This window comes from Klebsiella sp. X1-16S-Nf21 (genome assembly GCF_002837615.1).
GTDB lineage: Bacteria > Pseudomonadota > Gammaproteobacteria > Enterobacterales > Enterobacteriaceae > Klebsiella > Klebsiella variicola.
Genome location: NZ_PJDK01000018.1, coordinates 1 through 26,791, shown reverse-complemented (window position 1 = coordinate 26,791; position 26,791 = coordinate 1). Strand labels below are relative to the sequence as shown.

Annotated in this window: 26 protein-coding genes; 17 read left to right on the top strand and 9 right to left on the bottom strand. The window is 56.6% G+C overall.

The features are described 5' to 3' along the window. Window positions 1-269: 269 nt before the first annotated feature. On the bottom strand, window positions 270-584 hold the full coding sequence (locus CW267_RS10605) for a hypothetical protein (protein ID WP_040234937.1): 315 nt from the start codon (window positions 582-584) through the stop codon (window positions 270-272). Window positions 585-973: 389 nt separating this feature from the next. Here CW267_RS10605 and CW267_RS10595 point away from each other — a divergent pair, with 389 nt between their 5' ends. The 5 genes from CW267_RS10595 to CW267_RS10570 all read left to right on the top strand — a co-directional run bounded on the left by CW267_RS10595 (window position 974) and on the right by CW267_RS10570 (window position 5,352). After that, window positions 974-1,168: a DUF1482 family protein gene (locus CW267_RS10595; protein ID WP_099217174.1), complete on the top strand. Its 195-nt coding sequence runs from the start codon at window positions 974-976 to the stop codon at window positions 1,166-1,168. Window positions 1,169-1,327: 159 nt separating this feature from the next. After that, complete coding sequence (locus tag CW267_RS10590) at window positions 1,328-1,666, top strand: hypothetical protein (RefSeq protein WP_072123312.1); 339 nt, start codon at window positions 1,328-1,330, stop codon at window positions 1,664-1,666. Window positions 1,667-1,807: 141 nt separating this feature from the next. Continuing rightward, window positions 1,808-3,946 carry an exonuclease gene (locus CW267_RS10580; RefSeq protein WP_100781324.1) on the top strand — a complete coding sequence of 713 codons (2,139 nt, stop codon included), beginning with the start codon at window positions 1,808-1,810 and terminating at the stop codon, window positions 3,944-3,946. A gap of 52 nt (window positions 3,947-3,998) precedes the next feature. Further along, window positions 3,999-4,244 (top strand): excisionase, encoded by a 246-nt coding sequence (locus tag CW267_RS10575; protein ID WP_012542206.1) that lies wholly within the window; start codon window positions 3,999-4,001, stop codon window positions 4,242-4,244. Continuing rightward, complete coding sequence (locus CW267_RS10570) at window positions 4,225-5,352, top strand: site-specific integrase (protein WP_032418030.1); 1,128 nt, start codon at window positions 4,225-4,227, stop codon at window positions 5,350-5,352. The genes CW267_RS10575 and CW267_RS10570 overlap by 20 nt, the downstream gene beginning before the upstream one ends. Before the next feature lie 117 nt (window positions 5,353-5,469). Here the strand turns inward: CW267_RS10570 and icd are convergent, their stop codons facing one another. Next, the gene (gene icd / locus CW267_RS10565; protein ID WP_008806032.1) at window positions 5,470-6,720 is read right to left on the bottom strand and encodes an NADP-dependent isocitrate dehydrogenase; all 1,251 of its coding nucleotides are present in this window, start codon (window positions 6,718-6,720) and stop codon (window positions 5,470-5,472) included. A 240-nt stretch (window positions 6,721-6,960) separates the two neighbouring features. Between icd and rluE the strand changes: the two genes are divergently transcribed. From rluE to purB, 5 genes are read left to right on the top strand one after another with little or no spacing between them, the layout of a single operon-like run. After that, on the top strand, window positions 6,961-7,611 hold the full coding sequence (gene rluE, locus CW267_RS10560) for a 23S rRNA pseudouridine(2457) synthase RluE (protein WP_023339894.1): 651 nt from the start codon (window positions 6,961-6,963) through the stop codon (window positions 7,609-7,611). A gap of 16 nt (window positions 7,612-7,627) precedes the next feature. Further along, on the top strand, window positions 7,628-8,086 hold the full coding sequence (locus tag CW267_RS10555; protein WP_008806030.1) for an NUDIX hydrolase: 459 nt from the start codon (window positions 7,628-7,630) through the stop codon (window positions 8,084-8,086). A 56-nt stretch (window positions 8,087-8,142) separates the two neighbouring features. Further along, on the top strand, window positions 8,143-9,249 hold the full coding sequence (gene mnmA, locus CW267_RS10550) for a tRNA 2-thiouridine(34) synthase MnmA (protein WP_012542211.1): 1,107 nt from the start codon (window positions 8,143-8,145) through the stop codon (window positions 9,247-9,249). A gap of 54 nt (window positions 9,250-9,303) precedes the next feature. After that, window positions 9,304-9,945, top strand: a complete 642-nt coding sequence (hflD, locus tag CW267_RS10545; RefSeq protein WP_004140557.1) for a high frequency lysogenization protein HflD — start codon at window positions 9,304-9,306, stop codon at window positions 9,943-9,945. Window positions 9,946-9,948: 3 nt separating this feature from the next. Then, window positions 9,949-11,319 carry an adenylosuccinate lyase gene (gene purB / locus CW267_RS10540; RefSeq protein WP_004176557.1) on the top strand — a complete coding sequence of 457 codons (1,371 nt, stop codon included), beginning with the start codon at window positions 9,949-9,951 and terminating at the stop codon, window positions 11,317-11,319. A gap of 54 nt (window positions 11,320-11,373) precedes the next feature. Here purB and CW267_RS10535 read toward each other — a convergent pair whose 3' ends face one another. Together CW267_RS10535 and CW267_RS10530 are read right to left on the bottom strand one after the other, a co-directional pair. After that, window positions 11,374-11,736, bottom strand: coding sequence for a cupin domain-containing protein (locus tag CW267_RS10535; protein WP_012542212.1), 363 nt, complete (start codon window positions 11,734-11,736; stop codon window positions 11,374-11,376). Window positions 11,737-11,819: 83 nt separating this feature from the next. Beyond that, window positions 11,820-12,626: an AraC family transcriptional regulator gene (locus CW267_RS10530; protein ID WP_046622358.1), complete on the bottom strand. Its 807-nt coding sequence runs from the start codon at window positions 12,624-12,626 to the stop codon at window positions 11,820-11,822. 283 nt (window positions 12,627-12,909) lie between these two features. Here CW267_RS10530 and phoP point away from each other — a divergent pair, with 283 nt between their 5' ends. From phoP to CW267_RS10515, 3 genes are all read left to right on the top strand, one after another. Continuing rightward, window positions 12,910-13,581 carry a two-component system response regulator PhoP gene (gene phoP / locus CW267_RS10525; protein ID WP_004150807.1) on the top strand — a complete coding sequence of 224 codons (672 nt, stop codon included), beginning with the start codon at window positions 12,910-12,912 and terminating at the stop codon, window positions 13,579-13,581. Continuing rightward, complete coding sequence (gene phoQ, locus CW267_RS10520) at window positions 13,581-15,047, top strand: two-component system sensor histidine kinase PhoQ (RefSeq protein ID WP_046622359.1); 1,467 nt, start codon at window positions 13,581-13,583, stop codon at window positions 15,045-15,047. Before phoP ends, phoQ begins: the two co-directional genes overlap by 1 nt. Before the next feature lie 85 nt (window positions 15,048-15,132). After that, window positions 15,133-16,254 (top strand): cupin domain-containing protein, encoded by a 1,122-nt coding sequence (locus CW267_RS10515; protein WP_012542214.1) that lies wholly within the window; start codon window positions 15,133-15,135, stop codon window positions 16,252-16,254. A 255-nt stretch (window positions 16,255-16,509) separates the two neighbouring features. Here the strand turns inward: CW267_RS10515 and CW267_RS10510 are convergent, their stop codons facing one another. Next, complete coding sequence (locus CW267_RS10510) at window positions 16,510-17,001, bottom strand: REP-associated tyrosine transposase (RefSeq protein ID WP_008806023.1); 492 nt, start codon at window positions 16,999-17,001, stop codon at window positions 16,510-16,512. 165 nt (window positions 17,002-17,166) lie between these two features. Continuing rightward, entirely contained in the window at window positions 17,167-18,399 is a 1,233-nt protein-coding gene (gene pepT / locus CW267_RS10505; protein ID WP_016160629.1) for a peptidase T, read from the bottom strand. A 257-nt stretch (window positions 18,400-18,656) separates the two neighbouring features. On the opposite strand from pepT, the gene potA reads away from it, so the two are divergent. The 4 genes from potA to potD are packed head-to-tail and all read left to right on the top strand — an operon-like array spanning window position 18,657 to window position 22,459. Beyond that, window positions 18,657-19,793, top strand: coding sequence for a spermidine/putrescine ABC transporter ATP-binding protein PotA (potA, locus tag CW267_RS10500; RefSeq protein WP_012542217.1), 1,137 nt, complete (start codon window positions 18,657-18,659; stop codon window positions 19,791-19,793). Beyond that, window positions 19,777-20,634: a spermidine/putrescine ABC transporter permease PotB gene (gene potB, locus CW267_RS10495; protein WP_008806020.1), complete on the top strand. Its 858-nt coding sequence runs from the start codon at window positions 19,777-19,779 to the stop codon at window positions 20,632-20,634. The genes potA and potB overlap by 17 nt, the downstream gene beginning before the upstream one ends. Next, window positions 20,631-21,416, top strand: coding sequence for a spermidine/putrescine ABC transporter permease PotC (gene potC / locus CW267_RS10490; RefSeq protein ID WP_012968557.1), 786 nt, complete (start codon window positions 20,631-20,633; stop codon window positions 21,414-21,416). Before potB ends, potC begins: the two co-directional genes overlap by 4 nt. Next, entirely contained in the window at window positions 21,413-22,459 is a 1,047-nt protein-coding gene (gene potD, locus CW267_RS10485) for a spermidine/putrescine ABC transporter substrate-binding protein PotD (protein WP_023297371.1), read from the top strand. Before potC ends, potD begins: the two co-directional genes overlap by 4 nt. 44 nt (window positions 22,460-22,503) lie before the next feature. Here the strand turns inward: potD and CW267_RS10480 are convergent, their stop codons facing one another. The 3 genes from CW267_RS10480 to CW267_RS10470 all read right to left on the bottom strand — a co-directional run. Further along, entirely contained in the window at window positions 22,504-24,228 is a 1,725-nt protein-coding gene (locus CW267_RS10480; protein ID WP_064160823.1) for an aldehyde dehydrogenase family protein, read from the bottom strand. Then, window positions 24,225-25,853 (bottom strand): long-chain fatty acid--CoA ligase, encoded by a 1,629-nt coding sequence (locus tag CW267_RS10475; RefSeq protein WP_023322319.1) that lies wholly within the window; start codon window positions 25,851-25,853, stop codon window positions 24,225-24,227. Before CW267_RS10475 ends, CW267_RS10480 begins: the two co-directional genes overlap by 4 nt. Window positions 25,854-26,090: 237 nt before the next feature. Beyond that, window positions 26,091-26,791 (bottom strand): transketolase-like TK C-terminal-containing protein (locus CW267_RS10470; protein ID WP_308149054.1); only part of this gene is annotated, 701 nt, incomplete at its 5' end.

Below are 26,791 nucleotides of genomic sequence, written 5' to 3'. Positions count from 1 at the left end.
CAGCTAGATGCTGGTTTTATTTTATCCCCACTGGACACATATTGTGTATTGACAACACAACACATATCGTGACTATAATAATCACACAGAAACACGTCATCGAGGCAGGAAGCCCACGAAGTAGCTGCCGGCGGCATACGAAACACCGGATGAGATGACGACCAGAAGAATTCGCAGCAGGTTTAAACGTTCCGCCGGCCGGCGTTACAGGCATGAGATAGGACATCACTATGAGAATAGATATATCCAAGATAGGGAAAATTTACTTTTTACTCGTCTCCCCAATCAAACTCTCTGTCGCGCAGGATTTGGAGGCCCGATTCGGAGACCGCGTAATCATTGCAGCTTTTGGTACTGATATCACGTCCATGGGCCTGGCACCAGGTGATGAAATCGTAAGTGCTGGCTACCACCTTCACAGCCTGGATACCGCTGTTTTCGTAGCGCTCCACCATGCTATCGGTGCGGATACGCCAGTCGTGGTAGTCAAAGGGAAGGACGTAAGCATCTGAAAGGATTTTTTGGAATTCTTCATAGTGAGCGGGATTTTCGTACCAGAAGACAGGTATAGGGCTACGAGACATTTTGCTCTCTTTTATTTGGCTGTGTGAGAGCGCCAAGAATACCACCGAGCCTGAAGTGGTGAAAAGACAGGCATCACGACTAGTAGGTTTTGCAATGCGGTGAATGCGGCTATGCGCACGCGGCACAGTTAAAAAATAAACATGGCGGTTATTCACATGTTGTGGGGAAAAAGTTGTCGGCGGTAGTTGTTAACTGGCTGCCGTCACCGGGAGGCACCCGGCGCCGCATTGCAAAACCACATCCTAATACTGAGTTAACTGGAGATAACTATGAAGGATTTTGCCCGAGTACCTACCGGGAACCAGGCGACCCGCCTGAACTGGTTCGAGGTGAGACTACGCCAGCTGTGTTACTTGCTGGCGCAGAAAGGAAACCCTGAGGCTGAGGCATGAATACCCTGTTTGCCCTTGTCATCAGCGTATGTGCTCTCACTGGTGAATGCTCTGATGTTCTGATCGGTGTTTATCCATCAGAGGCCAGCTGCAACAGCAACGCCGATGAACAAAAAATACAGGGCCAGTGCCTCCCTTACCGAAATGCACAAAAAATGGCTGACGACCAACAGCCTGCAGTGAGTTTTTGAATCGAGTTTTGACCAATGGCTTACCAGCCTAATGCCCGGTGCACAGGGCATTGTGATGGTAATACCGCCATCGTAACCAAACAGGAGGCGAGGCCTGTTCTGGTTAAATTGGAAAAATTATCTTTGCCCGCCCAAGGCGGGCCTTTTTCCGGAGGCTTTATGTCAGCTAATGATCTGGCATTGAAATTCAGTAACACACCAGCTGAGCAACTCATCGGTATCCTGCCGGTCCTCGAGGTGAAAGAGGCACTGCGTGATGAAGTTGAAGAGGATGTTTTAGACGAAGTGTGGACTGAACATAACTTCGAAATGGAAGCCATGGGCGAACAAGTCGATGAAACGGCCAGGCTTGCAAGGAAGTTTGAGCTGATTGCCGAATCCTTTGGAACAGCAATAAAACTGGCTCTTACGCAGCAGCATCAGGAAGCGCAAGCAACCTTGATAAAAGTGCTAGAGGAATACCCTGGTTACGGCAAAGAGCCTGCAGAAGCCTCATAAAGCACAAAACCCGCGCAAGGCGGGTTAAGTACCCGGTCAGCCGACCAAAGCTTTCCGGAATCGAGTTTTGACCAATGACCACCACCAGGGCGGCTGCCATCAGCTGCCGGGTATCTTACAATCCAAAGGAGCCCAAACGCAATGAACAACTACCCGTATCTCATTAAAGCTAAGGCAAAAGCAAACGAAGCGAAAAGCCTCTTCTGCTGGTTCTCTGCTAAATCCGATTCTCGCGCCGAGCGCAAAATCCTGGACATCCTGGAAGACGCTGAAATTAACGTTGGCCGCGGCGCCAGCCATCAGCTGCCGATCCGCACCAACTGGCTCATCGTTGATGACTTACCGGAAGAAGGTGTACTGGATGACACCTGGTGCGATCGCTACGAGCTTGGTGGTGAAGACGGGCTGACATGGCAAAAAATCGTTGCGCCGGCGGCTGCTGAACCACAGCCCTCCAGTAAACCAGAAAACGATATCTCTCCTGCAAATAGTGATGAAGAAGACTATTCGAACAATGAAGAAGCACTCTTCAACCTGGCGGAAATGTCTTTCCGCACGCAGCTGCTTGCCCAGTATATGGCCGACGAACGTCACGTGTATCACATTAGCATTCCTCATCGTAACCGCCTTTCAGCGATGGAAATGGATACGGATAATCACGGTGTGCAGAATCTGCTGCTGACGGCAGAAAATATTCCGGAGCTTAAAAAATATGATATGCCTGGCCTGTGGAAATTTACCAGTGCATTTAAGAGCGTATTTCCTGCGGGGAAACGCCATGAGCTCGGCAAGCAAATTCAGTTCGCCAAATTGTGGCTTGAAACGTCTCACATTGACCGCGGGATCCTTACAAAGGAATGGGCTGCTGGAAACTATATCACCTCAATAAACAAAACCGATACTGGCGCCAATGCTGGTGGCGGTAACAAAACTGACCGCAATCCGGATTATCAGCATTCGCTGGATACTCTGGATATAGAGATCGCCCTTGCGACGATGCCTATGGATTTTGATATCTATAATTTTCCGGCATCAGTCCACCGCCGCGCGAAGGAAATAGTACAGAAGAAAGAAAGTCCATTTAAAGAATGGTCTGCAGCATTACGGAGCACACCAGGCATCCTTGATTATTCCCGTGCAGCGATTTTTGCACTGATCAGGGAAGCATCCAGTGGAATAACTCCTTTTCCAGATCGGTTGCGTGGCTACATCAACGCGAATCTGACTGAACATAAGCATGATACCCCAAGCGCTGAAATGCTTGCCAAGGCGGGACATATTCCATCTGCTGCAGTCACTCTGGATGCAATAAACCAAGCAATCGCCGGAGAGGATAGCAGCGCAAAAATGGAAACACTCTCCTCTGACTTTAAAGCAGTTGGCACCGAACTCGTAAAAGAAGCTCAAAAGCAGCGTCCGAACGCTAATCAGGTTCTGGCCGCCGAGCGCGGCGAATATGTCGAAGGGATTAGCGACCCTACTGATCCGAAGTGGGTAACCGAAGACCTTCCCAAATCAAGGCAACCTGAGGTTTCAAAAATTGGGGACGGAGTATTTTCCATTGACGGTCTTGTTGACGTTACGGGCAAGGTTAACCAAAAAGAAAAAACAGATGAAGTTGTTCATCAAACGGATGCTGTAGATATTGAATCCAGTCCTCATAATAAGGAGGAAGATCAGCCTATTGATTATGTTCACGTTATGGTTGATCTGGAAACCATGGGTAAAAAACATAACGCCCCTATCGTCGCTATTGGTGCGGTTGTTTTTGACCCGGCAACCGGCTCTATTGGAGAAAGTTTCTATAAAGTCGTATGCCTTGAATCCTCTGTGAACTGGGGCGCCGTAATCGATCCATCTACTGTTATCTGGTGGCTTAAGCAGTCCTCCGAAGCACGCTCTGCGATCGTAAATGATGATGCTATCCCGTTGCTGGATGCATTACTCCAGTTCAGAGAATTTGTCTCTGATAATGTTGCTGGCGGGAGCAAAAAGGCACAGGTATGGGGTAACGGTGCGTCATTCGATAACTCCATTCTGCGTTCTTCTTACGATTGCATTGCTGAAGATTATCCGTGGGAATACTGGAACGATCGGGACGTACGAACAATGGTAGAGCTCGGCCAGGCCATTGGCTTCGACCCCAAAACAACGATCCCGTTTGAAGGTGATCGTCACAATGCCCTCGCTGATGCTATTCATCAGGCCCGCTATGTGTCAGCAATCTGGCAGCGAATAATTTCCGGCAATCAGGTGCTGCAAAAATTGATGCAAAACTGATTTTTTATTTTCAGATACTGGCCCAGCAATGGGTCATAATGAGGTAAAACATATGCTCCAGATGTTAACCCTTGAAGAGTGGGCAAACGAGAAATACAGAAGCAATCCTCCAAGTGTTTCCACTCTCAGGAATTATGCTAAACAGAATATGTTTTCTCCCCCAGCCAAAAAAGAAGGTCGATTCTGGCGCGTCAGGGAGGATGCTGAGTTGGTCGGTACATTGACCACTCCTGTAGTAAAGAAAAGCGACCCTGTTCTTTTGCAGAGGATTTTGAACGATGGCTGCCAGACCACGTAAAAATAATATATCTATTCCAAATTTATACCCGCTCTACAGTAGAAAGGTTAATAAAGTATACTGGCGTTATAAGCACCCGATAACTGGTAAGTTTCATAGTCTAGGTACAGATGAAGCAGAGGCCACGGCAATAGCTATTGAAGCAAATAAAAGACTGGCGGAACAACAAACCCGCCAGATAATGGCAATCACTGACAGAATATCCACCAACTCAGGAAAATCAATATCAACTAACACCTGGCTTGAACGTTACTGGAAGATTCAGCAGGAAAGATTAAAGTCCGGAGATATTAAAGAAAACACTATCAAACAAAAAGCAAAACCAGTATCTCTGCTTAAGGAACGTGTAGGAATGAAATTAATATCCGCTGTCAATGTTCGAGATGTTGCGCAAATTCTTGATGAATATTTAGCGGAGGGACAACCCAGAATGGCTCAGGTCATTCGCTCTGTCCTAATAGATGTTTTTAAAGAAGCTCAGCATGCGGGAGAAGTACCTCCTGGTTATAACCCTGCACTAGCAACTAAACAACCTCGTAGAAAGATCACTCGCCAGCGCCTCACTCTGGAGGAATGGCAAAAGATTTTTGATATAGCCGATGAAAATCACAAATACATGGGGAACGCCATGCTTTTAGCCATAGTAACAGGACAGCGACTAGGTGATATATCCCGTATGAAATTCTCGGACATCTGGGACGATCATCTACACGTTGAGCAAGAGAAAACCGGAAGCAAAATCGCTATACCATTAGCTCTGCGTTGCAACGCAATCAACTGGAGCCTCCGAGATGTAATCAGTCGTTGCCGGGATTATGCAGTAAGCCCTTATTTGGTTCATTTCTTTAGAACCACCTCACAGGCTGAGCGAGGAGCGCAGGTGAAACCCAGAACACTGACCATGAATTTCAGCAAGGCAAGAGACAGTGCAGATATTGACTGGGGACAAGGTACACCGGCAACTTTCCATGAACAAAGATCGCTTTCCGAGCGGTTATATAAAGCCCAGGGTATAAACACGAAAGATTTACTTGGACATAAAACTCAACAACAAACGGATAGGTACCATGATGATCGAGGTAAGGGGTGGACAACGGTGGCCTTATGAGGTTTTTCGGGAGGGGTTTTGATAACTTGTTTTGATAAAATTTTGATAACCGTTCGAAAGCTAATAATAAAAACGGGAACCACCAGGTTCCCGTTCTGACATAATCTGAGGGCCAGATTACATGTTCGCGATAATCGCGTCGCCAAACTCTGAACATTTCAGCAGCTTAGCGCCTTCCATCAGACGTTCGAAGTCATAGGTCACGGTCTTGGCGGCGATAGCGCCTTCCATGCCTTTGACGATCAGGTCTGCGGCTTCGAACCACTGCATGTGGCGCAGCATCATTTCTGCGGACAGGATGATGGAGCCCGGGTTCACTTTGTCCTGGCCAGCATACTTCGGAGCAGTACCGTGAGTCGCTTCGAACAGCGCGCACTCGTCACCGATGTTGGCGCCCGGGGCGATACCGATACCACCAACCTGTGCCGCCAGCGCGTCAGAGATGTAGTCGCCGTTCAGGTTCATACAGGCGATAACGTCGTATTCCGCCGGACGCAGCAGGATCTGCTGCAGGAACGCATCGGCGATCACGTCTTTCACCACGATCTCTTTACCGGTGTTCGGGTTCTTGATTTTCACCCACGGGCCGCCGTCGATCAGCTCGCCGCCGAACTCTTCGCGAGCCAGCTGGTAGCCCCAGTCTTTGAACGCGCCTTCGGTGAACTTCATGATGTTGCCTTTGTGCACCAGGGTGAGGGAATCACGATCGTTGGTGATCGCGTATTCAATCGCGGCGCGAACCAGGCGTTTGGTGCCTTCTTCAGAGCACGGCTTGATGCCGATACCGCAATGTTCCGGGAAGCGAATTTTCTTCACGCCCATCTCATCGCGCAGGAATTTGATGACTTTGTCTGCTTCAGCAGAGTCGGCTTTCCACTCGATACCGGCATAGATATCTTCTGAGTTTTCACGGAAGATAACCATATCGGTCAGTTCAGGGTGCTTAACCGGGCTCGGGGTGCCCTGGTAGTAACGTACCGGACGCAGGCAGACGTAGAGGTCCAGCTCCTGGCGCAGCGCCACGTTCAGAGAACGGATGCCGCCGCCGACTGGGGTGGTCAGAGGACCTTTGATAGCAACGCGGTAGTCACGAATCAGATCGAGGGTTTCAGCTGGCAGCCAGACATCCTGGCCATAGACTTGGGTCGATTTTTCACCGGTGTAAACTTCCATCCAGGAAATTTTACGCTCGCCCTTATAGGCTTTCTCAACGGCGGCATCAACCACTTTCAGCATCGCTGGGGTAACGTCAACGCCGATACCGTCGCCTTCAATGAACGGGATAATCGGATTGTGAGGGACGTTCAGTTTGCCGTTTTGCAGGGTGATTTTTTGACCTTCCGCCGGAACTACTACTTTGCTTTCCATTAACCTCTCCTTCGAGCGCTTCTGGTTCTGCTCTTCCCTCTTCACGCGAGCCTGGTGTTGGCTGAGTCGGCCAGCTCCAGCGTACCGGGTTTTCCCGCTAAGCGGAGCTATCGCGTCCGTGTCGCCTTCCTGCCTGTAGTGCGAATCGGTTTGAGCAATTTTTTGTTAATAATTTGTAATGAGCATGTCAATACTACCTGAATGTTTGCGTCCATGAAAGGCATTCGTAATTAGGCTATAATGCGGCAATTGATAGAGCCTGAAAATACCATGCAGAAAACTTCATTTAGAAAACATCGCGTTGAGCGATTCAGCACACAACAAGTCACCAGACAACGTAAAGAACGCCAGCCAAAAACTGTGATCTTGTTCAATAAACCCTATGATGTGTTGCCGCAATTTACCGACGAAGCCGGGCGCAGCACGCTGAAAGATTTTATCCCCGTGGCGGGCGTCTACGCCGCCGGTCGTCTTGACCGCGACAGCGAAGGGCTGCTGGTGCTGACCAACGATGGCGCGCTGCAGGCGAAGCTAACCCAGCCGGGTAAACGCACCGGCAAGATTTACTACGTCCAGGTGGAAGGCGAACCCACCGCCGAGGCGCTGGCCGCGCTACGCGACGGCGTCACGCTCAACGATGGCCCCACCCTGCCTGCAGGCGTGGAAGTGGTGGAGGAGCCCGCGTGGCTGTGGCCGCGTAACCCGCCTATTCGCGAGCGCAAATCGATCCCCACCCGCTGGCTGAAAATCACCCTTTACGAGGGACGTAACCGTCAGGTGCGCCGGATGACCGCCCACGTCGGCTTCCCCACCCTGCGTCTGATCCGCTACGCCATGGGCGGCTATACGCTTGACGGGCTGGCCAACGGCGAATGGCGTAAAGCCGAATAACTAAAAAGGAAAAGCGATGTTTAAACCTCATGTCACCGTTGCCTGCGTGGTTCACGCCGAGGATAAATTCCTCATCGTCGAAGAGACCATTAACGGCAAAGCGCTGTGGAACCAGCCGGCGGGCCACCTGGAGGCCAATGAGACGCTGCTGCAGGCCGCCGAACGCGAACTGTGGGAAGAGACCGGCATTCGCGCCACGCCGCAGCACTTCATCCGCATGCACCAGTGGGTCGCTCCCGATAACACGCCGTTTCTGCGCTTCCTGTTCGCCATCGAACTTAGCGATCTGTGCGCCACCGAACCGCATGACAGCGATATCGATCGCTGCCTGTGGCTCAGTGCTGAGGAAATTCTTAACGCACCGAACCTGCGCTCACCGCTGGTTGCCGAAAGCATTCGCTGCTACCTGCAGGACCCGCGCCAGCCGCTGTCGCTGATTGGCGCATTTAACTGGCCGTTCACAGGGGGTGAATGAACGGTGAGCGCGTGCTAGAATACGCCGCCTCGAAGTTCAATGTAGCGAGTATTTCCATGTCAGAAAGCCAGAAAAAAGTGATCGTCGGCATGTCCGGCGGCGTCGACTCCTCGGTCTCCGCGTACCTGCTGCTGCAGCAAGGGTATAAGGTGGAAGGCCTGTTCATGAAGAACTGGGAGGAAGACGACGGCGAGGAATACTGCACCGCCGCCGCCGACCTTGCCGATGCGCAAGCGGTCTGCGATAAGCTGGGCATTGAACTGCACACCGTTAACTTTGCCGCCGAATATTGGGACAACGTCTTTGAGCTCTTCCTGGAAGAGTACAAAGCCGGCCGCACGCCGAACCCGGATATTCTGTGCAATAAAGAGATCAAGTTTAAAGCCTTCCTCGAGTTTGCCGCCGAAGACCTCGGCGCCGACTACATCGCCACCGGGCACTATGTGCGCCGCGCCGATGTCGACGGCAAAAGCCAGCTGCTGCGCGGCCTCGACGGTAACAAAGATCAGAGCTACTTCCTCTATACCCTTAGCCACGAGCAGATTGCCCAGAGCCTGTTCCCGGTGGGTGAGCTGGAAAAACCGCAGGTGCGTAAGATCGCCGAAGAGCTGGATCTGATCACCGCGAAGAAAAAAGATTCCACCGGCATCTGCTTTATCGGCGAACGTAAATTCCGCGATTTCCTTGGCCGTTATCTGCCGGCGCAGCCGGGCAAAATTCTCACCGTCGACGGCGAGGAGATCGGTACCCATCAGGGGCTGATGTACCATACGCTGGGCCAGCGTAAAGGGCTGGGCATCGGCGGCACCAAAGAGGGTAGCGAAGATCCGTGGTACGTGGTGGATAAAGACGTTGAGAATAATATTCTTATCGTCGCCCAGGGCCATGACCACCCGCGCCTGATGTCCGTCGGCCTGATTGCCCAACAGCTGCACTGGGTTGACCGTGAACCGCTGCAGGGCACCCTGCGCTGCACGGTGAAAACCCGCTATCGCCAGACCGATATCCCCTGCACCGTCACCGCGCTGGATGAAGACCGTATCGAAGTTCGCTTTGATGAGCCGGTCGCGGCGGTCACCCCGGGCCAGTCCGCAGTGTTCTATCTGGGTGAAGTGTGCCTCGGCGGCGGAATTATTGAACAACGACTGCCTCTGCAGTCCTGAACGCGCGTTATTTCCGTCGGGACGAACCGCCCCGACGGCTGACAAGGAGTATGTGTGGCGAAGAATTACTATGACATCACGCTGGCGCTGGCTGGCGTTTGCCAGGCGGCACGACTGGTTCAGCAACTGGCGCATCAGGGACATTGCGACAGCGATGCCCTGCATGTGTCGCTGAACAGCATCATCGACCTCGATCCCGAGTCGACGCTGGCGGTGTTCGGTGGCAGTGAAGCCAATCTTCGCCTCGGCCTTGAAACGCTGCTCGGGGTGCTCAATACCAGCAGCCGTCAGGGCCTCAATGCTGAACTGACGCGCTATACCCTGAGCCTGATGGTGCTGGAGCGCAAGCTCGCCGCCAGTAAAGGGGCGATGGACACGCTCGGCAACCGCATCGCCGGCCTGCACCGTCAACTGGAACACTTTGACCTGCAGTCCGAAACGCTGCTCAGCGCCATGGCAGGCATCTATGTTGACGTGATAAGCCCGCTGGGGCCGCGTATTCAGGTGACCGGCTCCCCTGCCGTGCTGCAAAGCCCGCAGGTGCAGGCGAAAGTTCGCTCAGCGCTGCTGGCGGGTATTCGCGCCGCGGTGCTCTGGCATCAGGTGGGCGGCGGACGTCTGCAGCTTATGTTTTCCCGTAATCGTCTGGTTAACCAGGCAAAGCAAATTCTTGCTCATTTAACCCCGGAGTTGTGATCTATGGAATTATCCTCACTGACCGCCGTTTCCCCTGTAGACGGCCGCTACGGCGATAAAGTCAGCGCGCTGCGCGGTATCTTCAGCGAATTCGGTTTGCTGAAATTCCGCGTTCAGGTGGAAGTACGTTGGCTGCAAAAACTGGCCGCCCACGCAGCGATCAAGGAAGTTCCTGCTTTTGCTGCCGACGCAAACGGTTTCCTTGACAAAATCGTCGCCGATTTCAGCGTCGAAGACGCGGAGCGCATCAAAACCATCGAGCGCACCACTAACCACGACGTGAAAGCGGTAGAGTATTTTCTGAAAGAGAAAGTCGCTGACGTCGCCGAGCTGCACGCGGTATCTGAGTTTATTCACTTCGCCTGTACGTCTGAAGACATCAATAACCTCTCCCACGCGCTGATGCTGAAAACCGCCCGCGACGAAGTGGTTCTGCCTTACTGGCGCAAGCTGATTGACGCGGTAAAAGATCTGGCAACCCAGTACCGCGATGTGCCGCTGCTCTCCCGTACCCACGGTCAGCCGGCAACGCCGTCCACCATGGGTAAAGAGATGGCGAACGTCGCCTACCGTATGGAGCGCCAGTACCGTCAGCTGAACCAGGTGGAAATCCTCGGTAAAATCAACGGCGCGGTGGGTAACTACAACGCCCACATCGCGGCCTACCCGGAAGTCGACTGGCATCAGTTCAGCGAAGAGTTCGTCACCTCGCTGGGCATTCAGTGGAACCCGTACACCACCCAGATCGAGCCGCATGACTACATCGCTGAGCTGTTTGACTGCATCGCGCGCTTCAACACCATTCTGATCGATTTCGATCGCGATGTGTGGGGCTACATCGCGCTCAACCACTTCAAACAGAAGACCATCGCCGGGGAAATCGGCTCCTCCACCATGCCGCACAAGGTGAACCCGATTGACTTCGAAAACTCCGAAGGCAACCTCGGCCTGGCCAATGCGGTCATGCAGCACCTGGCCAGCAAACTGCCGGTTTCCCGCTGGCAGCGCGACCTGACCGACTCCACCGTCCTGCGTAACCTCGGCGTGGGAATCGGCTATGCGCTGATCGCCTATCAGTCCACCCTCAAAGGGATCAGCAAGCTGGAGCTGAACCAGGATCGCCTGCTGGACGAACTGGATCACAACTGGGAAGTACTGGCTGAGCCGATCCAGACCGTGATGCGCCGTTACGGTATCGAAAAACCGTACGAGAAGCTGAAAGAGCTGACCCGCGGCAAACGCGTTGACGCGGAAGGGATGAAGCAGTTTATTGACAGCCTCGCCCTGCCGGAAGAGGAAAAAGTGCGCCTCAAAGCGATGACTCCGGCCAACTATATTGGTCGGGCAACCACCATGGTTGACGAGCTGAAATAATCGCCCTGCCCCTCTTTCCGCCGGAAAGAGGGGCGTTTTGTCGCCGGAAAGCAATCAGATCCAGACGTCGTTCACCGCCGTCCGCTCGCCGCCCTCATGGCCGGTATTCAGTACGCCGCGCGGCTCAATCAGCATGAGCTTCGCTTCCGTCTCCGCCGAGGTCTTATGTTCCACCCCGCGCGGCACGACGATCATCTCCCCGGCCTTCACCAGCACATGTCCGTCGCGGAAGTCCACGCGTAATACCCCCTCCACCACCATCAATGTCTCATCGGTTTCCGGGTGGCTGTGCCAGATAAAATCGCCGGCGATGCGCACGATCTTGAACTGATAGTCGTTCATCTCAGCCACCACTTTGGGCTGCCATTGTTCGCTGAACAGGGAAAATTTCTGAGCAAGATTAACGAGTTGATACATGGGCTGTCTCCTTGTGATAAAGGCAGTCAGCATAGTTCGCCTCGCCGCGGTCACGCTTGAACGATTGTGCAACCTGAACCGCGCTAGCCGCGGATCGCCCGCAGCCAGCGGCCCGGAGAGAGACCAAAGCGGCTGATAAACTGGCGCGTCATGTGGCTCTGATCGGCAAACCCCGCGTCGGCGGCAATATCCACCAGACGCTCCCCGGCGCGCATCCGCTGGCGGCAAAAATCGAGCCGGCGCATCATGACGTAACGCCACGGGCTGGTGCCGTACAGCGTTCTGAAATCCCGGCTCAGGCTCCAGCGGTCCCGGCCGCTGACCTGCGACAGGGTGTCGAGGGTCATATCCTGCATAAAACAGGCATGGATATACTCCCGGGCCCTCTCCGCCGCCTGATAATCAAACGCCTGGCGACGGGAACGTTGTCCGCCGACCACAGCCAGGGTCTGCGCCAGGTCGTACAGAGCATCCTCTTCCTCCAGCGGCTCGAAGGTGTCCGTGACCGCTTTTAATAACGGCAGCGCGGCGCACCGCAGGCGCGGATCCGCCGACAGGCCGCCGGGAATAAACGGCAGTGGCCTGCCGCCGAGTATCTTCTGGATCAGCGCCGGTTCGATATAGACCATGCGGTAGTGAAACCCCGCCTCGGTGCCCGCCTCGCCGTCATGTATTTCGTCCGGGTGAAGCACCATCGTTCCGCCGGGCAGGCTGTGCTGGAGTCCGCCGCGATAGTGAAAGCTCTGCACGCCGGCGATCGTCTGGCCGATAGCATAGGTATCATGCCGGTGGGGCTCATAGCCGTGGCCGCCGAAGAAGGCTTCGATGCGTTCCGTCTGACTGGGCGACTGCGCCAGCCTGACCCAGTCCGCACTTTTCTGCTGAGACATAATGGATAACCTGCGGCGTCATTGAGAGGTGATCCCAGCACTATTACACAAAAAATTAACATCACCAACCCGCGCTCTGCCCGCGCTCTGCCGCTGGGCGTTTGCTGAAATTACGCATAGAATGAAGGAGTTCCATGCACTATGCGCAAAGGGCATCGCCGAAGGCTGACCTGCCTGGCGGTGTTATGCGCCGTTGGTATAAAAAGCTTTATTTAACAGCTGTTTATATTTTGCGTATATAATGAGCGTCAGATTACTATCAACACAGGAAGGGAGAACAGTCATGCGCGTACTCGTGGTTGAGGATAACGCCCTGCTGCGTCACCACCTCAAAGTTCAGCTGCAGGAGCTGGGCCATCAGGTCGATGCGGCGGAAGATGCCAGGGAAGCGGACTACTATCTGGGCGAACATCTCCCGGATATCGCCATCGTCGACCTCGGCCTGCCGGATGAAGACGGACTATCGCTGATCCGCCGCTGGCGCAGCCACGATGTGTCGCTGCCGGTGCTGGTGCTGACCGCCCGCGAAGGGTGGCAGGATAAAGTGGAAGTGCTGAGCGCCGGGGCGGATGATTACGTCACCAAGCCTTTCCATATTGAAGAGGTTGCCGCCCGCATGCAGGCGCTGCTGCGCCGCAACAGCGGCCTGGCCTCACAGGTGATCTCCCTGCCGCCGTTCCAGGTCGACCTCTCCCGGCGCGAGCTGTCAGTCAACGATCAGCCGATCAAGCTGACGGCCTTTGAGTACACCATTATGGAAACCCTGATCCGCAACCGCGGCAAAGTGGTCAGCAAAGATTCCCTGATGCTCCAGCTTTACCCGGATGCCGAACTGCGTGAGAGCCATACCATCGACGTACTGATGGGCCGGCTGCGCAAGAAAATTCAGGCTGAATACCCGCAGGACGTCATCACCACGGTGCGCGGCCAGGGCTATCTGTTCGAACTGCGCTGATGAAGGGACTGTTGCGGCATATCTTCCCCCTGTCATTACGGGTTCGCTTCCTGCTGGCGACCGCCGGGGTCGTACTGGTGCTCTCCCTGGCCTATGGCATGGTGGCGCTGGTGGGCTACAGCGTCAGCTTTGATAAAACCACCTTCCGCCTGCTGCGCGGCGAGAGCAATCTCTTTTATATGCTGGCGAAATGGGAGAACGGCGCTATTGACGTTGATATCCCGGAAAACCTGAATATGGAAAGCCCGACGGTGACCCTTATCTACGATGAGAAGGGTAAACTGCTGTGGGCACAGCGCAATGTCCCCTGGCTGGCGAAACGCATTCAACCGGAATGGCTGAAGCGCAATGGTTTCCATGAGATCGAAGCCGATGTCGACAGCAGCAGCATGCTGCTGCGCAACAACCACGAGATTCAGGAACAGCTGGACGCCATCCGCGAGCAGGGCGACGATTCGGAGATGACCCACTCGGTGGCGATCAACCTCTATCCGGCCACCAGCAAAATGCCCCAGCTCAGCATTGTGGTGGTCGATACCATCCCGGTGGAGCTCAAGCGCAGCTATATGGTGTGGAGCTGGTTTATCTACGTGCTGGCCGCCAACCTGCTGCTGGTGATCCCCCTGCTGTGGGTCGCCGCATGGTGGAGCCTGCGGCCTATCGAGTCGCTGGCGAAAGAGGTACGTGAGCTGGAGGAGCACCACCGCGAAAAGCTCAATCCCAACACCACCCGCGAGCTGACCCGGCTGGTCAGCAACCTTAACCGCCTGGTTCGCAGCGAGCGTGAACGCTATGACAAATACCGCACCACCCTCACCGATCTCACCCACAGCCTGAAAACGCCGCTGGCGGTGATGCAGAGCACCCTGCGCTCGCTGCGCGGCGAGAAGATTAGCGTCGATGAGGCGGAGCCGGTGATGCTGGAGCAGATAAGCCGCATCTCGCAGCAGATTGGTTACTATCTGCATCGCGCCAGCATGCGCAGCGGCGGCACCCTGTTGAGCCGGGAGCTGCATCCGATCGCCCCGCTGCTTGATAGCCTGACCTCCGCTCTCAACAAGGTCTATCAGCGCAAAGGGGTCAATATCTCGCTCGACATCTCGCCGGAGATCACTTTTGTCGGCGAGCAGAACGATTTTATGGAAGTGATGGGTAACGTTCTCGATAACGCCTGTAAGTACTGTCTGGAGTTCGTGGAGGTTTCCGTGCGCCAAACCACCGACAGCCATCTGCATATTCTGGTGGAAGACGATGGCCCGGGGATCCCGCAGAGCCAGCGCCGCGCCGTCTTCGACCGCGGCCAGCGGGCAGATACGCTGCGCCCCGGCCAGGGTGTGGGGCTCTCCGTCGCCCGCGAAATCGTCGAGCAATATGACGGGGAGATTATCGCCAGCGAAAGCCTGCTCGGCGGCGCCTGCATGGAGGTGGTGTTTGGCCGCCAGCTGATGGAAGATAAACAGGGTTAATCATTGAGTTTTTTAACGGCGCCTGCATCGCCGGGGCGCCGCATCCGTTATAATCCCTGTCAGACACCTGCAGTGGAATATCAATATGGATTATCAATTAACGCTTAACTGGCCCGACTTTATCGAACGCTACTGGCAAAAACGGCCGGTGGTACTGAAGCGCGGCTTCGCCAATTTTATCGACCCCCTAAGCCCGGACGAACTGGCTGGACTGGCCATGGAGAGCGAGGTCGATAGCCGCCTTGTCAGCCATCAGGATGGAAAATGGCAGGTCAGTCACGGTCCCTTCGAAAGCTACGATCACCTGAGTGAAAACAACTGGTCCCTGCTGGTGCAGGCGGTTAACCACTGGCATGAACCCTCAGCGGCGCTGATGCATCCGTTCCGCGCTCTGCCGGACTGGCGTATCGACGATCTGATGATCTCCTTCTCGGTACCCGGGGGCGGCGTCGGTCCGCATCTGGATCAGTATGATGTGTTTATCATTCAGGGCACCGGCCGTCGGCGCTGGCGCGTCGGGGAAAAGGTGCCGATGAAACAGCACTGCCCGCATCCGGACCTGCTGCAGGTTGACCCCTTCGAGGCGATCATCGATGAAGAGATGGAGCCGGGGGATATTCTCTATATTCCGCCAGGATTCCCGCATGAGGGGTATTCGCTGGAAAACTCGCTCAACTATTCGGTCGGCTATCGCGCGCCGAATGCCCGCGAGCTGTTCAGCGGCTTTGCCGACTACGTTCTCCAGCGCGAACTGGGCAGCCAGCGCTACGCCGATCCGGACGTGCCGTCCCGCGACCATCCGGCGGATATTTTACCCGTCGAACTCGACCGCCTGCGCGAGATGATGCTGGGGCTGATTAATCAACCAGAGCACTTTAAACAGTGGTTTGGCGAGTTTATCACCCAGTCGCGTCATGAGCTCGACGTCGCACCGCCGGAGCCGCCGTATCAGCCAGATGAGATTTACGATGCCCTGCAGCAGGGCGATACCCTGGAACGCCTGGGTGGCCTGCGGGTGCTGCGCATTGACGGCGAGGTGTTCGTCAATGGCGAGAAGATCAACTCCCCGCACCGCCCGGCGCTGGACGCCTTAGCCACCCATCTGACGCTGCGCGCCGACCATTTTGGCGATGCGCTGGAAGATCCGTCATTCCTCGCCATGCTGGCAGCGCTGGTCAACAGCGGCTACTGGTTCTTTGGCGACTGAGCCATCATCCTGCCCGGCGGCGCTGCGCTTGCCGGGCCTACGGGTTCTGTGGTCACCGGCTGGACTCCAGGCCGGATAAGGCGAAGCCGCCATCCGGCATAAAGACCGGCACCCGCTCTGCTGTTCACCGCCCGGCGGCGCTGCGCTTGCCGGGCCTACGGGTTCTGCGGTCACCGGCTGGACCGTAGGCCGGATAAGGCGAAGCCGCCATCCGGCACTTTGTGGTTTCGATGGCGGCAATGTCTTACCCGAGCATTATCGCCTCTCGCCTGCATCAAATTCGCTTACCTCACCCGCCCAATCTGGCGGATACCATGCCCGGCGCACATCGCGATGAAAGGTCGAATACGGCCAATCCTGCACCCGACGGACATGACCGTGTTTAACGGGATTGATATAAACGTAATCCATATGCCGCCGGTAATCTTCTTCATTACGGATGGCATGTTCCCAGAAGCGCGGCTGCCAGATATGGCGCTGCGCCAGCGCTCGGGTAAACATTTTTTTAATATCCCGCCAGCGACCGGAATAATCGGTATCCCCCTCAGGCAGGGTCCAGATGCAGTGCATATGCTCTGGTAAAACCACCCAGGCGTTAATCAGAAAAGGTTTTTTGCTTTTAACAAACGCTGTAGCGGCACGCAGATGAGCAATATGCCGCGTCAGGAGATCGCTGTGGCGATTTTGCAGGTTAACGGTGAAGAACCAGCAGCCGCCGGGGATATAACTGCGACGATAATCAGACATGTGAGGTTCCCTCCTCAGTATTAGCCTTATCGCTTTTGCCCGGCGGCGCTGCGCTTGCCGGGCCTACGGGTTCTGCGGTCTCCGGCTGAACCGTAGGCCGGATAAGGCGAAGCCGCCATCCGGCATCTTGTGCGACAAGCAGAATGAGCGGCCTGGTTGCGAAGGCTATTTCCCTTTTCGTGTTGCCGTCAGCTCGGCGATACGCACGATCACCTGCACCGCCTTCTCCATCCCTTCCAGGGTGACAAACTCATGTTTGCCGTGATAGTTGTAGCCGCCGGTAAACAGGTTCGGGCACGGCAGTCCCATAAACGAGAGCTGCGCGCCGTCGGTGCCGCCGCGGATCGGCTTCATCTGCGGTTCAATATCGCAGTCCACCATCGCCTGGCGGGCAATATCGACCACGTGCGGATGGGCGATCACCTGCTCATGCATGTTGTAATAACTATCCTCGATCACCAGCTCGATATAGCAGTCCGGGTGCAGCCCCTTGCCGACCTTTTTGGCGATCTCCATCATCTTGCGTTTACGCGCCTCAAAGTGCTTGCGGTCAAAATCGCGGATGATGTAGTGCATCTCGGCCCGATCCACGCTGCCTTTGATGCTGGTGAGGTGATAAAAGCCTTCATAACCTTCGGTAGTCTCCGGCGCCTCGTCGGCCGGCACTTCGGCATGAATGCGCGCGGCCAGCGACAGCGCATTGACCATCACCCCTTTTGCGGTGCCGGGATGCACGTTATTGCCGACAATCTTAATGGTCACCGAGGCGGCGTTGAAGTTTTCAAACTCCAGTTCCCCCACGCCACCGCCGTCGACGGTATAGGCCCAGCGGGCATCAAAGGCCTCGACATCGAAATGCTTCGCCCCTTTTCCGACCTCTTCATCGGGGGTGAAGGCCACGCGGATATCGCCATGAGGGATGTTTTTCGCCTGCAGGGTCGCCAGCGCGGTCATGATCTCGGCGATGCCGGCCTTGTCGTCCGCCCCCAGCAGCGTTTTCCCGTCGGTGGTGATCAGCGTCTGCCCCAAAAGCTGATGCAGAACCGGGAACATCACCGGGGAGAGCACCTCATCGCCGATACCCAGCGCGATATCGCCGCCGCGATAGTTTTCGACAATCTGCGGATTAACGTTTTTACCGCTGAAATCCGGGGAAGTATCGACGTGAGAGATAAAGCCGATGGCCGGGATATCGCCCTCCACGTTGGCGGGCAGGGTTCCCATTACCGTCCCTTTTTCACTCAGCGTTACCTTGATCAGTCCCATTTCTTCCAGCTGCGCCTGCAACAGGCGTAACAGCTTCCACTGCCCTTCCGTGCTGGGGACCTGACGAACGCCAGGCTTCGACTGCGTGTCCAAAGAAACGTACTGCAAAAAACGCTCAAGCAATTTATCCATGTAGCCACCCTCTTCTTTTGTGACAACATTATTCATAAGCCAGAAAAGACAAATATTGCGTCAGGTCATTCTTAGCCCGTAAAGCGAAATTTAATAACGGAACCGACGTTATGGTGTAAAGGTAGACTATGCAGGCGTATCAAGGATTGGCGATTACCCTTGTTTGCCGTAGAATGCTGGCCCTTATTAAAAAAGTGCAACCCCAAAGGTGGTTAATCACAAACCCCGCAGCGGTCGGAAGTTTCCGTTGCGTCTACATGGGACAGAGTCAAAAATTGAATATACAACCGCGTTCGCGTTCGCCGCTGGTGCAACTGGCGGGAATTCGCAAGAGCTTTGATGGTAAAACGGTCATCGATAACCTTAACCTGACCATCAACAATGGTGAGTTTCTCACCCTGCTTGGCCCCTCTGGCTGCGGTAAAACCACCGTTCTGCGCCTTATCGCCGGCCTGGAAAACGTCGACAGCGGACGGATCCATCTCGAAGATCACGATATCACCCATGTCCCGGCGGAAAACCGCCACGTCAATACCGTCTTTCAAAGCTACGCCCTGTTTCCGCATATGACGGTATTCGAGAACGTCGCCTTTGGCCTGCGGATGCAGAAAACCCCGGCGGCGGAAATCACCCCGCGGGTTCTGGATGCCTTAAAGATGGTGCAGCTGGAAGACTTTGCCCAGCGCAAACCGCACCAGCTCTCCGGCGGCCAGCAGCAGCGCGTGGCCATCGCCCGCGCGGTGGTTAACAAACCGCGCCTGCTGCTGCTCGATGAATCCCTTTCGGCGCTGGATTACAAGTTGCGCAAGCAGATGCAGAACGAACTGAAAGCGCTGCAGCGTAAGCTCGGGATCACCTTCGTCTTCGTGACCCACGATCAGGAAGAGGCCCTGACCATGTCCGATCGCATCGTGGTCATGCGCGATGGCAAAATCGAACAGGACGGCACCCCGCGAGAGATCTACGAAGAGCCGAAAAACCTGTTCGTCGCCAGCTTTATCGGCGAGATCAATATCTTCGACGCCACCGTGATCGAGCGCCTCGACGAGCAGCGCGTGCGCGCCAACGTCGAAGGACGTGAGTGCAATATCACCGTCAATTTTGCCGTGGAGGCCGGCCAGCGTCTGCACGTCCTGCTGCGCCCGGAAGATCTGCGCGTCGATGAGATCCACCACAACAGCGACGCCGACGGCCTGATCGGCTATGTGCGAGAGCGTAACTATAAGGGGATGACCCTTGAGTCGGTGGTCGAGCTGGAAAACGGCAAAATGGTGATGGTCAGCGAGTTCTTTAACGAAGACGACCCGGATTTCGACCACTCTCTTGACCAGAAAATGTCTATCAATTGGGTGGAGAGCTGGGAGGTGGTGCTGGCCGATGAAGAACTCCAGTAAATTCCAGAATGTGGTGATCGCCACCATCGTCGGTTGGCTGGTGCTGTTTGTCTTCCTGCCCAACCTGATGATCATCGCCACCAGCTTTCTGACCCGCGACGACGCCAACTTCGTCAAGCTGGTCTTCACGCTGGACAACTACTCGCGGCTGCTGGATCCGCTCTACTACGACGTGCTGCTGCATTCGCTGAACATGGCGCTGCTGGCGACCCTCGCCTGCCTGGCGCTGGGCTACCCGTTTGCGTGGTTCCTCGCCCGGCTGCCGCAGAAGGTGCGCCCCCTGCTGCTGTTTCTGCTGATCGTTCCCTTCTGGACCAACTCGTTGATCCGTATTTACGGGCTGAAGATTTTCCTCAGTACCAAAGGCTATCTGAACGAGTTCCTGCTGTGGTTAGGGGTGATCGACACGCCGATACGCATTATGTTCACCCCCTCGGCGGTGATTATCGGCCTGGTATATATCCTGCTGCCGTTTATGGTGATGCCGCTCTACTCCAGCATTGAGAAACTGGATCGCCCGCTGCTGGAAGCGGCGAAAGATCTCGGCGCCAGCAAGCTGCAGACCTTTATCCGCATTATCATCCCGCTGACCATGCCGGGGATCATCGCCGGCTGTCTGCTGGTGATGCTGCCGGCGATGGGGCTGTTCTACGTTTCCGACCTGATGGGCGGCGCCAAGAACCTGCTGATCGGCAACGTGATCAAGAGTCAGTTCCTGAATATTCGCGACTGGCCGTTCGGCGCGGCTACCAGCATTACCTTAACCCTGGTGATGGGCCTGATGCTGTTGATTTACTGGCGCGCGGCGCGCCTGCTGAATAAAAAGGTGGAGCTGGAATGATCGGTCGACTGCTGCGCGGCGGCTTTATGACCGCCATCTACGCGTATCTCTACATCCCTATTATTATTCTGATCGTTAACTCGTTTAACCGGTCGCGCTTTGGTATCAACTGGCAGGGGTTCACCACCGACTGGTATAGCCTGCTGATGAACAACGATAGCCTGCTGCAGGCCGCCCAGCATTCCCTGACCATGGCGGTGCTGTCGGCAACCTTCGCCACCCTTATCGGCTCGCTGACCGCCGTGGCGCTGTACCGCTACCGCTTTCGCGGCAAGCCGTTCGTCAGCGGCATGCTGTTTGTGGTGATGATGTCGCCCGATATTGTCATGGCCATCTCCCTGCTGGTGCTGTTTATGCTGATCGGTATTCAGCTTGGTTTCTGGTCGCTGCTGTTTTCGCATATCACCTTCTGCCTGCCGTTTGTGGTGGTCACGGTGTTCTCCCGACTGAAAGGCTTTGATGTGCGGATGCTGGAGGCAGCGAAAGATCTGGGCGCCAGCGAGATGACCATCCTGCGCAAAATCATCCTGCCGCTGGCCCTGCCGGCGGTCGCCGCCGGGTGGTTGCTGAGCTTCACGTTGTCGATGGATGACGTGGTGGTCTCTTCGTTCGTGACCGGTCCGGGATATGAAATTCTGCCGCTGAAGATCTATTCGATGGTCAAGGTTGGCGTTTCGCCTGAGGTGAACGCCCTGGCCACGATTCTGTTGGTTCTGTCGCTGGTGATGGTCATCGCCAGTCAGTTAATTGCACGTGATAAAACTCAGGGGACGTTAAAATGAAAAAATGGTCACGCCACCTGCTCGCAGCCGGCGCTCTGGCAATCGGCATGAGCGCCGCGCACGCGGACGATAGCAAAACGCTCTATTTTTATAACTGGACCGAATACGTACCGCCGGGCCTGCTGGAGCAGTTCACCAAAGAGACCGGCATCAAGGTCATCTATTCGACCTACGAGTCGAACGAAACCATGTATGCCAAGCTCAAGACCTATAAAGACGGCGCGTACGACCTGGTCGTCCCGTCGACCTACTTCGTCGACAAGATGCGTAAAGAAGGGATGCTGCAGAAGATCGATAAGAGTAAGCTGACTAACTTCAGCAACCTCGATCCGCAGATGCTGAACAAACCGTTCGATCCGAATAACGACTACTCCATTCCCTATATCTGGGGGGCGACGGCTATCGGCGTCAACAGCGATGCGATTGATCCGAAAACCATCACCAGCTGGGCCGACCTGTGGAAGTCGGAATACAAAAGCAGCCTGCTGCTGACCGACGACGCGCGCGAAGTGTTCCAGATGGCGCTGCGTAAGCTGGGCTATTCCGGCAACACCACCGACCCGAAAGAGATTGAAGCCGCCTATAACGAGCTGAAAAAGTTAATGCCTAACGTCGCGGCGTTTAACTCCGATAACCCGGCGAACCCGTATATGGAAGGCGAAGTGAACCTCGGAATGGTATGGAACGGCTCGGCTTACGTCGCACGCCAGGCCGGTACCCCGCTGGAGGTGATCTGGCCGAAAGAAGGCGGCATCTTCTGGATGGACAGCCTGTCGATCCCGGCGAATGCCAAAAACGTCGACGGCGCGCTGAAGCTGATTAACTTCCTGCTGCGCCCGGATGTCGCCAAACAGGTCGCGGAAACCATCGGCTACCCCACGCCAAACCTGGCGGCGCGCAAAATGCTCAGCCCGGCAGTGGCCAACGATAAATCGCTCTATCCGGACGCTGCGACCATTGAGAAAGGCGAATGGCAGAATGACGTCGGCAGCGCCAGCGCCATTTATGAAGAGTATTACCAGAAGCTGAAAGCGGGCCGCTAATCCCGCAGGGCGGAACCGCGGTTCCGCCTTTTTTTGCTCTCACCTTAGCCCCTCAGCGCGCGCCAGAGGATCGCCGGCAGCTTGCGCCAGCGCGGCCGATGATAAAAATCCACCAGCTTCTGCGCCACCGCTTCCTGCCCCCGGTGGGTAATAAACCAGGGCGGCAGGGGCATCAGCGTCAGTTCGCCATGCCACAGACTGCGCGGAAACGGCCGAAACGGCGCCTCAATCACCGTGCGCTCGGTTTTCTCCAGCATAAAGCTGTTATGCACCTTGCCCCGCCCGCTCTGAATATCGTCGAGCGTGTGGCCGGGAAACGCGCCCCACGGGCAAGAGGCCAACAGGAAGGCCACCCCGCTCCAGCAGTTGATCGCCACCGTGCCGTAGCGCAGCTCAGCGATTAACGCGTTAAAACGCTTACGTCCAATCGCTTTGCGGGTGCGCGGATGGATCACAATATTGGCCCCCAGCGTGCCCTGCAGCCGCTGATTCGCATAGCCGATCGCCTGGCGCAGAAAACTTTCCGCACTGTCGGCCTCAAGACGAGTGACCGACAGCCCCGGGCCAAAGACCTCCTGCTGACAGAGCGCCGGGTCATCGTCGGTGTTCGCCACAATCAACGGCAGCGCGTCGCCGCGCGCTATCTCCAGCGGCTGGCGGGCGCGCAGGCGAAAGTCGGTTAGCCGTTTTTCAGCGCCGGGGTAGTAGTCCGGGCGGGTATTCGCGGCGATCAGTCGGTACAGCTGATTCAGCAAGCCCGTCGCTGGCTCCCAGCCCTGCTGCAGGATCAGCACCTGGCTGGCCACGCAGTTAAACCCGCCGTTGTTCATCTTCTGCGTCGCCAGCTGCTGCGCCTGAAAAGCGATATCCGCCTCGCTCCACGGCCCGGGTACGATAATGGTAGGGCTGACGCCGCCCAGCTCCGAAGTCACCCGACGCGGGTTCAGCGGCGTCCCGGCGGCCCGACGCTGGCGAGCCGCTTCACCGTCGCCCCAGACGATGACGTCATGGGTCTCGCGAGAGCCGGTGATATGGATCTCATCGACAGCGGGATGGCTGGTCAGCCATGCTCCCGCCTGGGCGTCGCCGGTGACGATGCGGAGCGCATCCATGGCAATCAGCGGTGCCAGGGCCTGGGCCAGCAGATCGTGCAGATAATCATTCACCGGGTTGAGCTTCAGCAGGCAGACCTGATTTTCAATAAACAGCTTGTGTAGCACATCCAGTGGCGCAATCGAGGCCACATTGCCGGCGCCAAGCACCAGCGCCAGCTTGCCCTGCCGCGCGGCCGGCGGGATGTCGTATGCCCGCGCCGCATAGCGGTCAAGATGGGCCCGGGTGACGCCTGGCTGCATCCATATCTCAGCGCGAACCCCAGACAGCAACAGTCGATCCCAGAGCGTGCCGGGCACCACCCGCAGCGCCAGGCGGCCGTCCGCCAGCGTCCGCAGCGGGATCCGCCGCAGAAAGGTCTTCTCTTCCAGCTGCTCCAGGGTGGCGATGAGCCCGTTGCAGCCGACCATTAGCGCGCAGGGGCCCGCCAGCCACTCCTCCCCCGCCAGCGGATCGCCCGCCGGCAGCCCTTTGGCCGCCGCCGCGGCGGCCACCCACGCCGGGGCAATACCAGCCAGGGCATCCTTGATCTGGCGCAGCAGCGCCAGACGACGGTTCACCGAGGTTTCCGCCCAACGCTGGCGCGCCGCCGACAAGGCGTACAGGGCAGCATCATACTGAGAGCAGGTCGTCAGACCGGGTCGCGCATGGCTCATTTTCCCTCACTCATTAAAATCTCTCCGTAGGCCTGGCGCAGTTGATTTTTGAGCACCTTACCCGTGGCGCTGACCGGTAGCGCGTCGACAAATATCACCCGGTCCGGGATCTGCCACTTTGGTACCCGCGTCTCAAACCAGGTCAGCAGATCGGTCTCTTCCACTTCGCCCCCTTCCGCGCGAACGCACAGCAGCACCGGCCGCTCGTCCCAGCGCGGATGACGGGCGGCGATGGCCGCCGCGCTGCGCACCGCCGGATGCGCGATGGCGATATTCTCCAGCTCAACGGTGGAGATCCACTCGCCACCGGACTTGATAATATCCTTTGCCCGATCGCAGATCACCAGATAACCATTGGCGTCGAGCGTACCGATATCGCCGGTATCAAACCAGCCTCCCGCGGTCAGGGCGCTCGCGTCCTGACCATAGTACTGCTCCACCACCCAGTGCCCTCTGACCTGCAGATACCCCTGACTTTGACCATCCCGGGGCAACGGTTCGCCATCCACGTCCACTACCTGCAGTTCGATGCCGAATATGGGCCGCCCCTGACCGGCGCGCTGCTTTTGCTGCTCCTGTGCCGGGAGCGCGTCATGTTTGCTCAACGGCGTGTTGATGGTGCCGATAGGCGATGTTTCGGTCATTCCCCAGGCGTGGGTCAGTTCAATGCCGTAATCACGCTGAAAGGCCTCGGCCATCGACGGCGGCAGCGCGGAGCCGCCAACCAGTGCACGTTTAAATTCAGGCAGCCGGACCTCTGTCCGGCGCATCGCCGCCAGCAAGCCGGCCCAGATCACCGGCACGCCAAACCCCACCGTTACCTTCTCGGCGGCCAGCAGCTGCAGCAGGCTGTCGCCATCGAGGTGCGGCCCCGGCAGCACCAGCCGCGCGCCGACCATGGCGGCGATAAACGGCGTCCCCCACGCGTTGACATGGAACATCGGCACCACCGGCAACAGGCTGTCCTTCGCCGATATGCCGGCGGCGTCCGGCTGGTTGCCGCTCAGGGCGTGCAGGACCAGCGAACGATGGGTATTCAACACCCCTTTCGGCCGGCCGGTAGTTCCCGAGGTGTAGCAGAGCGAAGCTGGGGTCAGTTCATTGAGCTGCGGCCAGCGATAGTCTACTGTCCCCTGCTGCAACAGATCGTCAAAAAACAGCAATGAGGGCAACTGGCTGAGCGCCGCTTCGCTGCGGGGTTCCATCAGCACGATGTGTTTCACCGTCGGCAGCTGCGGCAGCAGCTGCGCCACCAGTGGCAGAAAGGTCTGGTCAAAAAACAGCACTTCGTCGGCAGCGTCGTTGAGGATATACCGCAGATGGTCAACCGACAGCCGCGGGTTGACAGTGTGTGTCACCCAGCCGCCGGAGGCGACGGCAAAATAGATCTCCAGGTGGCGGCGATTGTTCCATGCCAGGGTAGCGCAGCGGGCGCCTGGCGGCAGCCCCAGCGACGCCAGCGCCGACGCCAGCCGCTGAGCGCGGCTGGCCACCTCCCCCCAGCTGCTGCGCTCCTGCTCACCGCCAGTACTCACCGAGACAATCTCGGTCTCGCTGTGATATTGCGCCGCATGGCCGAGCAGCGCGGCAGTGGTGAGATCCTGATAAATCATCGGTGACGGCATTACGGGGTCTCCTTTACAGACTTCCGGCAGGGAACAGGGTCGCGGCGCGATCGTGCGAGCGCCTATTGAATCTGGTCTACATTTGCCGGTCTGCACAAAAAAACGTACAGAAATCAGCGGTCACGCACAAAATAGAGTAAGAAATGATTCAGGAGGAAAAAGACGAAATCATAACAGGCAGGTCATTGCTTAGGGCGGCTATCGCCCGGCAGCGGGCCGGGCGATAGCAGTGGGGATTTACAGCAGCGCTTTCGCTTTAGCGACCACGTTGTCGACGGTGAAGCCGAACTCTTCGAACAGCTGCTCAGCCGGCGCAGACTCACCGAAGGTGGTCATGCCAACGATAGCGCCGTTCAGGCCAACGTATTTGAACCAGTAGTCCGCGATACCGGCTTCTACCGCGACGCGGGCAGAAACGGCTTTCGGCAGTACGGATTCGCGATAAGCGGCATCCTGCTTGTCGAACGCGTCGGTGGACGGCATGGAGACCACGCGCGCCTTCACGCCTTCGGCAGTCAGTTTGTCCCACGCGGCCACTGCCAGCTCCACTTCGGAACCGGTGGCGATGAAGATCAGCTCCGGCTGGCCGGCACAATCTTTCAGCACGTAACCGCCGCGAGCGACGTTTGCCAGCTGCTCTGCGGTACGCTCCTGCTGCGCCAGGTTCTGACGGGAGAGGATCAGCGCGGTCGGGCCGTCCTGACGCTCTACGCCATATTTCCACGCAATCGCGGATTCAACCTGGTCACACGGACGCCAGGTGGACATGTTCGGCGTCACGCGCAGGGAAGCCACCTGCTCTACCGGCTGATGAGTCGGGCCGTCTTCACCCAGACCGATGGAGTCGTGGGTGTAGACCATCACCTGACGCTGTTTCATCAGCGCGGCCATACGTACCGCATTACGCGCGTATTCCACGAACATCAGGAAGGTGGAGG

Coding starts and splice junctions, on each gene's coding strand:
- CW267_RS10605 (WP_040234937.1), bottom strand. CDS start 584: ATGTCTCGTAGCCCTATACCTGTCTTCTGGTACGAAAATCCCGCTCAC.
- CW267_RS10595 (WP_099217174.1), top strand. CDS start 974: ATGAATACCCTGTTTGCCCTTGTCATCAGCGTATGTGCTCTCACTGGT.
- CW267_RS10590 (WP_072123312.1), top strand. CDS start 1,328: ATGTCAGCTAATGATCTGGCATTGAAATTCAGTAACACACCAGCTGAG.
- CW267_RS10580 (WP_100781324.1), top strand. CDS start 1,808: ATGAACAACTACCCGTATCTCATTAAAGCTAAGGCAAAAGCAAACGAA.
- CW267_RS10575 (WP_012542206.1), top strand. CDS start 3,999: ATGCTCCAGATGTTAACCCTTGAAGAGTGGGCAAACGAGAAATACAGA.
- CW267_RS10570 (WP_032418030.1), top strand. CDS start 4,225: ATGGCTGCCAGACCACGTAAAAATAATATATCTATTCCAAATTTATAC.
- icd (WP_008806032.1), bottom strand. CDS start 6,720: ATGGAAAGCAAAGTAGTAGTTCCGGCGGAAGGTCAAAAAATCACCCTG.
- rluE (WP_023339894.1), top strand. CDS start 6,961: ATGCGGCAATTGATAGAGCCTGAAAATACCATGCAGAAAACTTCATTT.
- CW267_RS10555 (WP_008806030.1), top strand. CDS start 7,628: ATGTTTAAACCTCATGTCACCGTTGCCTGCGTGGTTCACGCCGAGGAT.
- mnmA (WP_012542211.1), top strand. CDS start 8,143: ATGTCAGAAAGCCAGAAAAAAGTGATCGTCGGCATGTCCGGCGGCGTC.
- purB (WP_004176557.1), top strand. CDS start 9,949: ATGGAATTATCCTCACTGACCGCCGTTTCCCCTGTAGACGGCCGCTAC.
- CW267_RS10535 (WP_012542212.1), bottom strand. CDS start 11,736: ATGTATCAACTCGTTAATCTTGCTCAGAAATTTTCCCTGTTCAGCGAA.
- CW267_RS10530 (WP_046622358.1), bottom strand. CDS start 12,626: ATGTCTCAGCAGAAAAGTGCGGACTGGGTCAGGCTGGCGCAGTCGCCC.
- phoP (WP_004150807.1), top strand. CDS start 12,910: ATGCGCGTACTCGTGGTTGAGGATAACGCCCTGCTGCGTCACCACCTC.
- phoQ (WP_046622359.1), top strand. CDS start 13,581: ATGAAGGGACTGTTGCGGCATATCTTCCCCCTGTCATTACGGGTTCGC.
- CW267_RS10515 (WP_012542214.1), top strand. CDS start 15,133: ATGGATTATCAATTAACGCTTAACTGGCCCGACTTTATCGAACGCTAC.
- CW267_RS10510 (WP_008806023.1), bottom strand. CDS start 17,001: ATGTCTGATTATCGTCGCAGTTATATCCCCGGCGGCTGCTGGTTCTTC.
- pepT (WP_016160629.1), bottom strand. CDS start 18,399: ATGGATAAATTGCTTGAGCGTTTTTTGCAGTACGTTTCTTTGGACACG.
- potA (WP_012542217.1), top strand. CDS start 18,657: ATGGGACAGAGTCAAAAATTGAATATACAACCGCGTTCGCGTTCGCCG.
- potB (WP_008806020.1), top strand. CDS start 19,777: ATGAAGAACTCCAGTAAATTCCAGAATGTGGTGATCGCCACCATCGTC.
- potC (WP_012968557.1), top strand. CDS start 20,631: ATGATCGGTCGACTGCTGCGCGGCGGCTTTATGACCGCCATCTACGCG.
- potD (WP_023297371.1), top strand. CDS start 21,413: ATGAAAAAATGGTCACGCCACCTGCTCGCAGCCGGCGCTCTGGCAATC.
- CW267_RS10480 (WP_064160823.1), bottom strand. CDS start 24,228: ATGAGCCATGCGCGACCCGGTCTGACGACCTGCTCTCAGTATGATGCT.
- CW267_RS10475 (WP_023322319.1), bottom strand. CDS start 25,853: ATGCCGTCACCGATGATTTATCAGGATCTCACCACTGCCGCGCTGCTC.